Annotated in this window: 10 protein-coding genes; 4 read left to right on the forward strand and 6 right to left on the reverse strand. The window is 73.3% G+C overall.

Translation table 11 applies throughout. The features are described from left to right. Positions 1-21: 21 nt before the first annotated feature. The 3 genes from LV78_RS37705 to LV78_RS37715 all read right to left on the reverse strand — a co-directional run bounded on the left by LV78_RS37705 (position 22) and on the right by LV78_RS37715 (position 3,172). Complete coding sequence (locus tag LV78_RS37705) at positions 22-1,191, reverse strand: glycosyltransferase (RefSeq protein WP_253850989.1); 1,170 nt, start codon at positions 1,189-1,191, stop codon at positions 22-24. A gap of 327 nt (positions 1,192-1,518) precedes the next feature. Continuing rightward, positions 1,519-2,655 carry a glycosyltransferase gene (locus LV78_RS37710; protein ID WP_253850990.1) on the reverse strand — a complete coding sequence of 379 codons (1,137 nt, stop codon included), beginning with the start codon at positions 2,653-2,655 and terminating at the stop codon, positions 1,519-1,521. Positions 2,656-2,707: 52 nt separating this feature from the next. After that, a complete protein-coding gene (locus LV78_RS37715) occupies positions 2,708-3,172 on the reverse strand; it encodes a MarR family winged helix-turn-helix transcriptional regulator (protein ID WP_253850991.1) in 465 nt (154 codons plus the stop codon). Between the two features lie 42 nt (positions 3,173-3,214). Here LV78_RS37715 and LV78_RS37720 point away from each other — a divergent pair, with 42 nt between their 5' ends. After that, a complete protein-coding gene (locus tag LV78_RS37720; RefSeq protein WP_253850992.1) occupies positions 3,215-5,299 on the forward strand; it encodes an MMPL family transporter in 2,085 nt (694 codons plus the stop codon). A gap of 60 nt (positions 5,300-5,359) precedes the next feature. Here LV78_RS37720 and LV78_RS37725 read toward each other — a convergent pair whose 3' ends face one another. Then, positions 5,360-6,514 (reverse strand): FAD-dependent oxidoreductase, encoded by a 1,155-nt coding sequence (locus LV78_RS37725; protein ID WP_253850993.1) that lies wholly within the window; start codon positions 6,512-6,514, stop codon positions 5,360-5,362. Between the two features lie 234 nt (positions 6,515-6,748). On the opposite strand from LV78_RS37725, the gene LV78_RS37730 reads away from it, so the two are divergent. Then, entirely contained in the window at positions 6,749-7,339 is a 591-nt protein-coding gene (locus tag LV78_RS37730) for a class I SAM-dependent methyltransferase (RefSeq protein WP_253850994.1), read from the forward strand. 23 nt (positions 7,340-7,362) lie between these two features. On the opposite strand, the gene LV78_RS37735 is transcribed toward LV78_RS37730, so the two are convergent. Continuing rightward, a complete protein-coding gene (locus LV78_RS37735; protein WP_253850995.1) occupies positions 7,363-8,346 on the reverse strand; it encodes a methionine--tRNA ligase in 984 nt (327 codons plus the stop codon). A gap of 546 nt (positions 8,347-8,892) precedes the next feature. On the opposite strand from LV78_RS37735, the gene LV78_RS37740 reads away from it, so the two are divergent. Next, positions 8,893-10,419 carry a non-reducing end alpha-L-arabinofuranosidase family hydrolase gene (locus LV78_RS37740; RefSeq protein WP_253850996.1) on the forward strand — a complete coding sequence of 509 codons (1,527 nt, stop codon included), beginning with the start codon at positions 8,893-8,895 and terminating at the stop codon, positions 10,417-10,419. A gap of 90 nt (positions 10,420-10,509) precedes the next feature. Here LV78_RS37740 and pip read toward each other — a convergent pair whose 3' ends face one another. Next, positions 10,510-11,436, reverse strand: coding sequence for a prolyl aminopeptidase (pip, locus tag LV78_RS37745; RefSeq protein ID WP_253850997.1), 927 nt, complete (start codon positions 11,434-11,436; stop codon positions 10,510-10,512). Positions 11,437-11,745: 309 nt separating this feature from the next. Between pip and LV78_RS37750 the strand changes: the two genes are divergently transcribed. Further along, positions 11,746-12,526, forward strand: a 781-nt coding sequence (locus LV78_RS37750; protein WP_253850998.1) for a pectinesterase family protein, incomplete at its 3' end; no start/stop codon positions are given.

Consider the following 12,526-nt stretch of genomic DNA (forward strand, 5'->3'; position numbering starts at 1 on the left):
TGGGCCGATTCCCCGAGGCGGTCAGATCAGCTCGGGCAGCCTGGCCGCCACCTCGTCCGGCGACGGCATCGCGGCGATCTCGGCCGCCACCGCCTTCGCCGCCACCGCGACCTCCTCGGAGGCCAGCAGCCCGCGCGCGGCCGACGCGACCGCCTCGGCGACCACCGCGTCGCCGAGCAGCCGCTCGCCCAGCCCGGCCGAGGCCACGGCCTCGGCGTTGGTGAACTGGTCCGCGCCCTGCGGCAGCACCAGCTGCGGCACTCCCGCGCCGAGCGCGCCCATGGTCGTGCCGCTGCCGCCGTGGTGCACCACCAGGTCCACGTGCGGCAGCAGGTCGGCCTGCGGCACCCACGCGTGCAGCGACACGTTGTCCGGCACCTCGCCGATCTCCGCCGCCGCCACCGTCGGACCGGCCGCCACCAGCACGTGCGCGTCCAGCGACGCCAGCCCGTCGATCGCCGCCCTGAACACCTCCGGGTGGCCGAACGCGGTGCCCAGGGTCAGGTAGACCAGCGGCTTGTCGCGGGGCGCGGTCGCGATCGCGGGCAGCTCGCCCGGCGTCGCGAACGGCACCGGCCGCAGCGGGATCGTCCTCGGGATGGTGAACGACGGGTCCCGCAGCGACGGCGGGCAGATGTCCAGGTACGGGTTGCCCAGCAGGAACACGCTGTCGTCGCCACCGCCGAGGTCGACCTCGCCGAGGTCGACGCCGTGCTCGGCCGCGACGCCGCGCAGGTGCCCGATCATCTGCTTCGGCATCTCGGAGCCGGTCGTCATGCGGCCGAACCCGTGGCACAGCACGGGAACGCCCGCCGCCCTGGCCGCGATGCCCGCGCCGGGGTTGGCCAGCTCCTGGACCACCAGGTCGGGCCGCTCGCGCTCGATGATCCCGGCGACGCCGGTGGCGAACGCGCGGGCGAGCAGGTCGCCGAACAGCCTGGCGATGATCGCCGTGCCCTCGGCGTCGCCCATGTCGCGCGGGGACCTGCCCGGCGGCAGCAGGTCGCTCGCGACGTCGCGCATCCCGGCGCCGGTGATCACCGGCTCGACGCCGATGCCGGAGAGGACGTCGTGGAAGCCGCCGGTGGTGGCGAACTTGACCCGGTGACCGGCGCGCACGGCGGCTTCGGCCAGCGGTAACAGGGGGAACAGGTGCCCGTGGGCCCCGAGGCTGGAGAAGAGGATCAGCACGAAACTCAGCGTACGCTGAATTAGCTTCCCGAAAGGGTTGTTCGCGCCGGGCTGACCGGGGTGGGGCTGACCGGGTGGGGCCGATCGCGTGGGGCGGGCGGCGGTCTCGGGCGTTGGGCCTGGACAGCGGCTCGGACAGCGGCCTCAAGCAGCGGCCTCGAAGAGCTGACCCGAGGGTTGTGCCCCGGACGGAGCGGCCCGGTGGTGGCCGGTGGCGGCCTGCGGGCGGGCGGAGCGGTTCCGGAGCGGGGTGGTTCGGGGGAGTCCCGCGTCAGGCGGTCCTGCGGGGGTCCGGCTCGGGGAGCGCCGGGCGCCGCACCGCGCGGCTCACACGTGCCGCTCCAGCGAGGCGACGACGTCCGCCGGGGACGGCATCGCGGCGATCTCGGCCGCCATCGCCTCCGCCGCCGCCCGGTGCGCCTGGTCCACGAGCAGCTCGCGCGCGGCCTCGGTGATCGCCTCGACCGTCGCGTCCGCGCCCACCAGCGCCCGGCCGAGGCCCGACCCGACGACCGCCTCGGCGTTGCCGAACTGGTCGGCGCCCTGCGGCAGCACCAGGTGCACCGCGCCGCCGACCGCGCTGCCGATCGTGGTGCCCATGCCGCCGTGGTGCACGGACAGGTCGGCGTGCCGCAGCAGCTCGCCCTGCGGCAGCCAGCGGTGCACGCTCACGTTGCCGGGCAGCTCGCCCAGCGCGTCCACGTCCACCAGCGGACCGGCCGACACGACCACGCGGGCGTCCAGCGCGGCCAGCCCGTCGATCGCCCCGCGCAGCACCGGCGCGTCGCTGAACACGGTGCCCAGCGACAGGTAGATGAGCTTGCCGTCGCGGCCCACCACGCCCTCGGGCATCGGCACGTCGTCGCTGTGCTGCACCGGCCGCAGCGGGACGCGCTCGGCGCCGCCGAGGTCGCGCTGCCACGCGGGCGGGCAGATGTCCAGCAGCGGGTTGCCCAGCAGCAGGCCCTCACCGGCGGGCTCGACGCCCAGCTCGGCCGCGACCTCGCGCACGTTCGCGTGCAGCGCGGGACCGAGGTCGACCGCGTCCATCCGGCCGAGGCCGTGGCACAGGGTCGGGACGCCCGCCCTGGCCGTGGCCAGCGCCGCGCCCAGGTTCAGCACCTCGCGGATCACCAGGTCCGGCTTGTGCCGCTCCAGCAGCGGGGCCAGGTCGGTGGCGAAGCGCTCGGGCAGCACCTTGCCGAACGAGATCGCCGAGACCCGCTCCTGCTCTTCCAGCGACAGGTCCTGCGGACGCATCGGGCGGCCGAACTGGTGCGCGACCGCCTGCCGCACGTCCCAACCGGCGGTGACCGGCTCCGCGCCCACGGCCGCGATGGCCGGGTGCACCCGTTCCGTCGTGGCGTAGACCACCTCGTGCCCGGCCTCCACCGCGGCCCGCACCAGCGGCAGCACGGGGTAGGTGTGGCCGAAGGTCCCCAGACTGGAGAAAAGGATCTTCACGCGGCTACGGTAACCCGCGCGGATCACTGCGGGACAGGGCGGAAGTCCCTGGTCACCCGTGATCTTCGTCCAGGCTGTCCCGAACCTCGGTGGTCGCCTCGATGCTGGCGCGCAGGAACCGCGCGACCACCGCCCGCTCGGCCTCGTCGAACCCGGCCCAGGCTCTGGTGAACGCCTCGTTCAGCGGCAGGAAGAACTCCCGGCCCAGCTCCAGCGCCCGCTGGTCCACCGCCAGGTCCACCCGCCGCCGGTCGCTCGCGCTGCGCTCGCGGCGCACGTGCCCGGAGGACTCCAGCCGGTCGAGCACGGACGTGGTCGCGGACGCGCTCAGCCGCATCACCTCGGCGAGCCGCCCCGGCGTCATCGGGTGCTCGGACCAGCGCGCTTCCATGATGTGGAGCAGTGCGTTCAGGTCCGTCCGGTGCATCCGGTGGCGCTCCCCGAAGCGCTCGGCGAAGCGGTCCGACTCGACCGTCAGCAGCTGCAACAGCCGAACGAGCAGGTCGTGATCTGCCACACCTGCGTCCTTCCTCTACTATTTCGATCGTCCGATAGTTCGATGGTCGAAGTTAATGGCTCCGGAGGACATTCTCCCGTGACATCCCGCGCACGTTGGCTGCTGCCCGCCCTGATCGCCGTGGCGTGGCTCGCGCTCGGCGGATTCGGCGGCCCCTACGCCGGAAAGCTCAGCGAGGTGTCGGTCAACGACAACACCGCCTTCCTCCCCTCCTCGGCCGAGGCCACCGAGGTCGCGAACCTGCTCAAGGCGTTCGAGACCTCCCGCCAGGTGCCCGCCATCGTCATCGCCGAGCGCGAGAGCGGCCTGACGGACGCGGACCGCGAGTACCTGAGCACCGCCGAGCTGCCCGGCGAGGCGTCCCCGCTCATCCCCTCGCAGCAGGACGACAAGGCCGCCCAGCGCATCGTCCCCCTGGACGGCGCCGAGCCCGCGCCCGGCGTCGAAGCCCTCCGGGAGACCTTCGCGTCCCCGCCGGAGGGCCTGACCGTGCTGGTCACCGGCCCGGCCGCGCAGATCGCCGACCTGAAGGAGGCCTTCGGCGGCATCGACGGCATCCTGCTGCTCGTCGCGGCGGCCGTGGTCGCGGTGATCCTCGTGCTGGTCTACCGCAGCCCGCTGCTGCCGGTGATCGTGCTGCTGTCCGGCGTGTTCGCCCTCGGCGTCGCCAGCCTCGCCGTCTACCTGCTCGCCGACGCGGGCGCGGTCGACCTCAACGGCCAGAGCCAGGGCATCCTGTTCATCCTGGTGTTCGGCGCGGCCACCGACTACGCCCTGCTCCTGGTGTCCCGCTACCGCGAGGAGCTGCGGGACGTCGAGGACAAGTACGCGGCCATGCGCACGGCGTGGAAGGCCACGATCGAACCGATCGCCGCGTCCGCCGGGACCGTGGTCCTGGGCGTGCTGTGCCTGCTGTTCAGCGACCTGAACAGCAACAAGGGCCTCGGCCCCGTGGCCGCCACCGGCATCGCCGCCGCGTTCCTGGCGTCGGTGACCTTCCTGCCCGCCGTGCTCGTCCTGTGCGGCCGGGCCGCGTTCTGGCCCCGCCGCCCCGCGCACGGCTCGCCGCACCCGGAGACCAGCGGCCTGTGGGGCAGGGTGGCCCGGCTGGTCGGCTCCAAGCCGCGCGCGACCTGGGTGATCACCGTGCTGGTCCTGCTGGCGGGTGTCGCGTTCGTCCCCCAGCTCAAGGCCTCGGGCACCGCCCAGTCCGACATCTTCCTCACCGAGGTCGACTCGGTCGCCGGCCAGGAGGTCCTGTCCAGGCACTTCCCCGGCGGCTCCGGCTCGCCCACCGTCGTGCTGGCCCGCGAGACCTCGGCCGACGCCGTCCTCGCCGCGACCTCCGACGTCGACGGCGTGTCGAGCGCCCAGGTCGCGGGCACCGCCCAGGGCCTGGTCCGGATCAACGCGACCCTGACCGACCCGGCCGACTCCGAGGCCGCCACCGCGACCGTGCAGCGCCTGCGCGACGCGGTGCACGCCGTGGACGGCGCGGAGGCCAAGGTCGGCGGCCCGACCGCGACCCAGCTCGACACCCAGAACACCTCGGCCCGCGACCGCCTGGTGATCATCCCGATCGTCCTGCTGGTGGTCTTCCTGGTCCTGGTGCTGCTGCTGCGCTCCCTGGTGGCGCCCCTGCTGCTCATGGCCACCGTCGTGCTCTCGTTCGGCGCGACCATGGGCGTCTCCGCGCTGCTGTTCAACCACGTGTTCGGCTTCCCCGGCGCGGACCCGGTGGTGCCGCTGTTCGGCTTCGTGTTCCTGGTGGCGCTGGGCATCGACTACAACATCTTCCTGATGACCAGGGTCCGCGAGGAGACCGCGCGCCTGGGCACCAGGGAGGGGATGCTCAAGGGCCTGACCATCACCGGCGGCGTGATCACGTCGGCGGGCGTGGTCCTGGCGGCGACCTTCTCGGCGCTGGCCGTGCTGCCGATCCTGTTCCTGGCCCAGCTGGCGTTCATCGTGGCGTTCGGCGTGCTGCTGGACACGCTGATCGTCCGGTCGCTGCTGGTCCCGGCGCTGGGGGTGGACATCGGGCGGAAGATCTGGTGGCCGTCGAAGCTGGCCAAGCCGCGCGCGGCGGAGGAGCCGGAGCGGGAGCTGGAGAACAGCGCTTCGTGAGGTGGCGCCCGGTGGTCGTGCCCAGCGCGGGCGCGACCACCGGGCGTTCGCGGGGAACCGCTACCCCGTCACCCGAGCGTCCCAGTCGATCTCGTGCCGGTGCCACGGGAACGCGCTCGGCCCGACCCGCCGGATCGCCACCGGCATCACCAGGTCCCGCACCGCCCGCCCCACCGGACCGGTCACCGCGTTCCGCACCGCCCGTCCCGCCATCTGCCCGATCCGCTCCACCCGCGCCCGCCGCAACCGCTCGAACGCCACCACCCCGCCCGCCGCGCCCAGGTCGCGCACGCACCGGGCCAGCTCCACCGCGTCCTCCACCGCCAGCGCCACGCCCTGCCCCGAGTTCGGGAACAGCGCGTGCGCCGCGTCCCCCACCAGCACCACGTTCCCCCGCGACCACCGGGGCAGCGGGTCCAGCTCCTCCAGCGCCCCGGACAGCACCAGCGCGTCCGGCGCGGTCCGCCCGATCAGCTCCACCGCGGGTCCCCGGTCCTCGCCGAACACCGAGGTCAGCTCCGCCATCCAGTCCTTCGGGTCGCGCTCCCGCACCTGCGCGATCGTCAGCGCCGAGGGGCTCGGCAGGTGCGCGAACCAGCCGCCCGAGCTGTCCTCCAGCACCTGGTACCCGAAGAACCCCCGCCGCCCGTGCACCAGCACCACCTTCCCGCCGGTGCTGTTCTGCCCGGTGAACGGGATGTTCCCGCTGAACCCGAGCACCCCCGTGTACCTCGGCCGTGCCTGCGGCACCACGTACCGCCGCACCGCCGACCGCACCCCGTCCGCCCCGACGAGCAGGTCGAACCGCTCCCTGCTGCCGTCCGCGAACACCGCCTCGCGCTCGTTCACGTGCAGCAACCGCCGCCCGTGCAGCACCCGCACCCCGCGCCGGGCGGCCTCGGCCCGCAGCACCTTGCGCAGCTCGCCGCGCCACACCAGCAGCATCGCCGGATCGCTGGTCAGCTCCCCGAGCACCCGCCCCGCGCCGTTGCGCACGACCAGCCCGGTGATGTCGTCCCCGAGGCCGCGCACCGCGTCGCCGAGCCCGAGCACGTCCAGCGCCCGCAACCCGTTGGGCGCCAGCGCCAGCCCGTCCCCGAGCCCCTCGGGCGGCGCGTCGCGGGCCTCCAGGACCACCGCGTCCCACCCGGCCTTGCGCAGCGCCATGCCCACGACGGGACCGCTGATCCCGCCACCCACCACCACTGCCCGCACGGCAGGTCCTCCACGTGTTCCCGGCTCCACCCGCGCTCCGGGGACCGCGAGAACGGGGTCGGGCCGCGCGGGTGGTTGACAGGGGGAGTATAGGTCGCGTTGATCATCGCCAAAGCCCTGGTCGACGGCCTGCGGGCCGGCAACGGTCCCGTGCTCGAGGTCCCGGGACCACCCCCGTTGCCGTTCCGGCAACAAAACTTGCCGCCCCGCCGGAACCGGCCGCACCATCGTCCCGTGGATCAGGAGTTCTGGGACGGCATGTACACCAACGTCGACTTCAGCTGGAGCGGGAACCCCAACGGGGCGCTCGTCGACGAGATCACCGGGCTGCCCGCCGGGCGCGCGCTGGACGTCGGCTGCGGCGACGGTTCCGACGCGCGCTGGCTCGCGGCGCAGGGGTGGCGGGTCACCGCCGTCGACATCTCGCAGGTCGCGCTCGACCGCGCCGCCGCCGTGCAGACCCCGCACGACATCACCTGGCAGCAGCTGGACCTGGCGAAGGAGGCGCCCAGCGAGACCTACGACCTGGTCTCCGCGCACTACCTGCCGATCCTCAAGTCGGCCCCCGACACCGTCAAGCACCTCGTCGAGGCCGTCGCGCCCGGCGGACGGCTGCTGCTCGTCGCCCACGACATGCCTGCCGAGGGCGCGTTCCACGGGCACGACGGCACCGAGTTCCCGTACGCCGACTTCGCCTCACCCGCCGACGTGCGCGCCCTGCTCGGCGACAGCTGGACCATCGAGACCGACGTCAAGCGCGACCGCGCGTTGAAGGCCAACAACCACCACGTTGACGTCATCCTGCGGGCTAAGCGGGAGGCCTAAGCGCCGTCCAGTCGCGCGGGGTCCTACAGCTTGGGGAAGACCCCGCGCGGCTGGGGCAGCACCTCGGCCAGTGACACGCACTGCTCGGCCACCCGCGCCGCCAGCCCCGGTGCGAAGGGCGTCAGCTCCACCGCCAGCACCCGGCACGCCGCCAGCAGCACCGCCAGCACCGAGTCCACCCTCGGGTCCGCCCCGCGCGAGAGCTCCCACGGCCTGCTGCCCTCCAGGTACCGGTTGGCCACCTCGACCACCCGCCACACCGCCGAGGCCGCGCCGCCGAAGTCGAACCGCCCCAGCGCCGCACGCACCCCCTCCCGCACCTCGCCGCACGCGCGGACCAGCTCCTCCGACCCGGCGGGCGGCCCCGCGTCCGGCGGCGTCCCGCCCCGGTACCGGTGCACCATCACCACCACCCGGTCGACCAGCCCGCCCAGCTCGCGCCCCAGCTCCCGCCGGGCGACCGCCGCGTCCACCCCGCGCACCAGCGACCAGCGCAGCACGTCCACCCCGTGCGCCCGCTCCCGCGCCCCCGGCAGCTCGACCGGCGCCTCCCGCGCCCCGACCACCGCCGCCACGACCGGCCCCTCCCAGGCCGCAGGCGCCACCACGGTCGTGCACCCCGGAGCCCCCGCCGCCGCCAGCACCGCGCGCCACCGCTCGGCCAGCGCGTCCGTCTCCACCACCCGCACCCGCTGGTCGGCCTCCAGCCACCACCTGCGGTAGTTCGACGCGTCCGACCCGAACCCCAGCGAGGTCACCGGCGCGCCCAGCTCGTCGTCGACCTCCAGGCCGGGGCACCGCGCCCGCAGCGCCGCCACCCCGGCGACGTGCCTGGCCGAACCGGGGTCGAACAGCTCGGTGGACACCAGCCCCAGCTCCGCGCGCGCCACCCCCGCGCCCGCCAGGAACCGCACCCGGTCCCCGACCATCCTCCGGTGCCGGGCCAGCACGTCCGCCAGCAGCGCCCCCGAGGCCGAACCCGTCGCCACCACGTAGAACCGGGCCATGGCCGGACGCTAGCAGCGCGCCCCCGCCCGGTTCGAGGTCTTTTCACCGGTTCCGAAGCCATCCGATCGGGGCCGTGCGGACAATTCCCACCGGGGTCGCAACGCCACGCCGCCGCGCCACGACCCGCGCCAGGCCGAGGAGCCCGCCCAGGACGTCCTGCCGCGCGCCCGGCAGCGGTGGCTCCTGATCACCGCCGACCCGGCCGACCGCCGCAGCGGGCGGTGGCCCCGACGGCGGAGCCGACGCCGGACCCGTGAGTCGACCCGCACCGGTGGCCGTGGCGGGATGGTCGCATTCCGCGCTAGCTAAAAGAATCGCCGTCTTTTAGCACCCTGCGCCCATTCCGGGAATTCGTCGTGCACCCGCGCGAAACATCGTCGATGCGCCTTGACCGGCCACTTCCCGTCCCGCACAGTTCTGGGCGAAAAGACCAGCGGCGCTCGCGGCAGCGGCGGTCCACTCCCACACCCGGTCCGGAAACGGGATCGCCGCGAGCACTTCACCGCCCGCGCGCCGTCCCCCCCTCGACGAAGAGGAGCACGACCATGCCCGGACCAGGACAGCGCCCGCCCACCACCGCCCCGCGCGCCCCCGCGCGCCGCCTGGCGGGCGTCCTCGCCGCCGTCGCCGCGCTGCTCGGCGGCGTGCTGGTCGCGATCGGCACGCCCCCCGCGTCGGCGGCGACCGTCGACCCGAGCGCGTGGTACGTGCTGGTCAACCGCAACAGCGGCAAGGCGCTGGACGTCTACAACCTGATCACCGACGACGGCGCCCGCATCACCCAGTGGGCCCGCAACGACGGCAACCAGCAGCAGTGGCAGTTCGTGGACTCCGGCGAGGGCTACTACCGGGTCAGGTCCCGGCTGTCCGGAAAGGTCCTGGACGTCCACAACTTCTCCACCGCCGACGGCGGCGCGATCGTCCAGTGGACCGACAACAACACCACCAACCAGCAGTTCCGCCTGGCCGACTCGGACGGCGGCCACGTGCGCCTGGTCAACCGCAACAGCGGCAAGGCCGTCGAGGTGCAGGGCGCGTCCACGGCCGACGGCGGCAACGTCGTGCAGTACTCGGACTGGAACGGCGCCAACCAGCAGTGGCAGTTGGTCCGGGTCGGCGGTGGCAGCGGTCCGACGACGACCACCACCACCCAGCCCGGCGGCGCCTGCTCGCTGCCGTCGAGCTACCGCTGGTCCTCCACCGGCTCGCTGGCGAATCCGAAGTCGGGCTGGTTGGCGCTCAAGGACTTCACCACCGTCGTGCACAACGGCAAGCACCTCGTCTACGGCACGATGGTCACCTCGTCCGCGACGTACGGCTCGATGAACTTCGGGTCCGTCACGAACTGGTCCGACCTGGCCTCGGCCCCGCAGAACACCATGAGCAGCGGGACCGTCGCGCCGACGCTGCTCTACTTCGCCCCCAAGAACGTCTGGGTGCTGGCCTACCAGTGGGGCCCGACCGCGTTCAGCTACCGGACGTCGAGCGACCCGACCAACGCCAACGGCTGGTCCTCGCCGCAGCCGCTGTTCACCGGCAGCATCCCCGACTCCACCACCGGGCCGATCGACCAGACGCTGATCGCCGACGGCACGACCATGTACCTGTTCTTCGCCGGTGACAACGGGAAGATCTACCGGGCCTCCATGCCGATCGGGAACTTCCCCGGCAACTTCGGCTCGTCCTGGACCCAGATCATGAGCGACACCAAGGAGAACCTCTTCGAGGGCGTCGAGGTGTACAAGGTCCAGGGCCAGAACCAGTACCTGATGATCGTGGAGGCGATGGGCGCCAACGGCCGCTACTTCCGGTCGTTCACCTCCAGCAGCCTCGGCGGCTCGTGGACCCCGCAGGCCGCGACCGAGGGCAACCCGTTCGCGGGCAGGGCGAACAGCGGGGCGGGCTGGACCAACGACATCAGCCACGGCGACCTGGTGCGCCAGAACCCCGACCAGACCAAGACCATCGACCCGTGCAACCTGCAGCTGCTCTACCAGGGCAAGGACCCCGGCGCGACCGGCCCGTACGACCGCCTGCCGTGGCGGCCGGGCGTGCTGACCCTGCGCCGATGACCCTGCGCCGATGATCCCGCGCCGCTGACACCGCGCCGCTGATCCGCTGACCGGACCGGCGCTCCCCGCACGGGAGCGCCGGTCCTCCCGTCACCGGAAGCTGTCCGCCGCCGCCTTCCACGCCTCGCTCATCGCCGCCGACCCGCCGTGCGCGGTCTCCCGCACCACCACCAGCTCGCCCGCGGCCCACGCCCGGTCCAGCAGCCACGGCGTCCCCACCAGGTTGATCAGGTCCAGCTCGCCCTGCACCACGACCCCCGGCACCCCGGCCAACCGGTCGCAGCCGTCCAGGACCTCGTTCTCCCGCAACCAGCTCCCGTGCGCCCAGTAGTGCGCCACCAGCCGCGCGAACGCCAGCCGGTCCCGCCCGACCTTGTCCGCCAGCGACCCCGGCGTCTGCGGCAGCATCGCCTCCTCCCAGGCGCACCAGGCGTCCGCCGCCGCCAGGTGCACCAGCGGGTCCGGGTCGACCAGCCGCTCCAGGTAGGCCGCCGCGAGATCGCCCTCCGGCGCGCCGACGAAGTCGCTGAACTCCCGCCACGCCTCGGGGAACACCTCGCCGAGCCCGCGCGTGAGCAGGTCCGTCTCCACCCGCCGCCCGGTCGCCACGCCCGCGAGCACCAGCCCGGTCACCCGCTCCGGACACCGCTGCGCGTAGACCAGCCCGAGCACCGCGCCCCAGGACCCGCCGAGCACCAGCCACTCCTCGACCTCGAAGGCGGCCCGCAGCAGTTCGAGGTCCGCCACCAGGTGGTCCGTGGTGTTGGTGGACAGGTCGACCTCCGGCTCGCCCGCGTGCGGGGTCGAGCGCCCGCACCCGCGCTGGTCGAAGAGCAGCACCCGGTACACCGCCGGGTCGAGCAGCCTGGTGACACCGGCGCGGCACCCCGAGCCCGGCCCGCCGTGCAGGACCACCACCGGTTTCCCGGTCGGGTTCCCGTGCGCCTGCCAGTGCAGCTCGTGGCCGTCGCCGACCGCCAGTCGGCCGGTCGCGTGTGGTTCGGTCACCGGGTACATGGGGGGCAGGCTAGTCGGAACGGGGACGCGCCCGCCCGTCGGGAAAGCGGTTGCCTGAACGCCGGTCGTCACCCACCGCGCTGTGAGGGTTTCGCATCGCGTCTCAACTCGTCGGAATGTGGAATATCCGCACGCTCCGTGCCCGAACGCCCGTCGAACGAATGCCGTCGAAGCGTTCGAAAACTCGGATGTCCGTCTTTCGGAGCGTCGGGAACCCTGGTTACAGTCGCATTCCGGGAGCGCTCCCAGGCCAGACCAATCCTCAACGAGGAGGAGATAGTGGCGCTCATTCCCAGAGCGGTTCTGGCGGTGGTTGCCCTGGCCGCCGGGCTCACCGCCCCGGTCGCGCAGGCCGCGACCCCGGCGTCCGGCAGCGCCTACACCCTCGCCGTCGCCAAGAGCGGCATGTGCCTGGACGTCGTGAGCGGGTCCACGGCGGACGGCGCGCTCCTGCAGCAGTGGGGCTGCACGTCCGACCGCTGGCAGCAGTTCACCTGGACCTCGTCCGGAACCCTGGTCAACGCCAACAGCGGCAAGTGCGTCGAACCGGTCAACGGCAACACCGCCTCGGGCGCCGCGCTCCAGCAGCGCGCCTGCGGCTCGGCCGCCAACCAGCAGTGGCGCGTCACCGCGTCCGGCGCCGGCACCTACCAGGTGGTCAACGCCGCCAACGGAAAGTGCCTGACCACCAAGGGCGGCTCGACGACCGCCGGTGCGGCGGTGATCCAGGAGAACTGCTCGGAGAACTCGAACAAGCAGTGGTTGTTCAGCCCGGTCGGTTCGGCGGAGAAGCCGACGGTGGCGGCGGATGGTTCGGGGACGTATCGGAAGGTGCAGGACGCGGTGAACGCGGCGCCGACCAACAGCTCGGCGCGGACGGTGATCACGGTGAAGGCGGGGACCTATCGCGAGGTGGTGACCGTTCCGGCGAACAAGCCGAACATCACGTTGCGGGGGTTGGGGTCGGGTCCGTCGAACACGGTGATCGTCTACAACAACAGCGCGTACACGCACGGGACGTCGAACAGCGCGTCGTTCTTCGCGCGGGGTGCGGGTTTCGTGGCGGAGAACCTGACGATCTCGAACGATC

Origin of the sequence: Actinosynnema pretiosum (assembly GCF_024171695.1) — a bacterium.
GTDB classification, from domain to species: domain Bacteria; phylum Actinomycetota; class Actinomycetes; order Mycobacteriales; family Pseudonocardiaceae; genus Actinosynnema; species Actinosynnema pretiosum.

What these genes read in the sequence shown, in the direction of transcription:
- LV78_RS37735 (WP_253850995.1), bottom strand. Translation starts at nt 8,346, where the DNA reads ATGGCCCGGTTCTACGTGGTGGCGACGGGTTCGGCCTCGGGGGCGCTG.
- LV78_RS37720 (WP_253850992.1), top strand. Translation starts at nt 3,215, where the DNA reads ATGGTCGAAGTTAATGGCTCCGGAGGACATTCTCCCGTGACATCCCGC.
- LV78_RS37740 (WP_253850996.1), top strand. Translation starts at nt 8,893, where the DNA reads ATGCCCGGACCAGGACAGCGCCCGCCCACCACCGCCCCGCGCGCCCCC.
- pip (WP_253850997.1), bottom strand. Translation starts at nt 11,436, where the DNA reads ATGTACCCGGTGACCGAACCACACGCGACCGGCCGACTGGCGGTCGGC.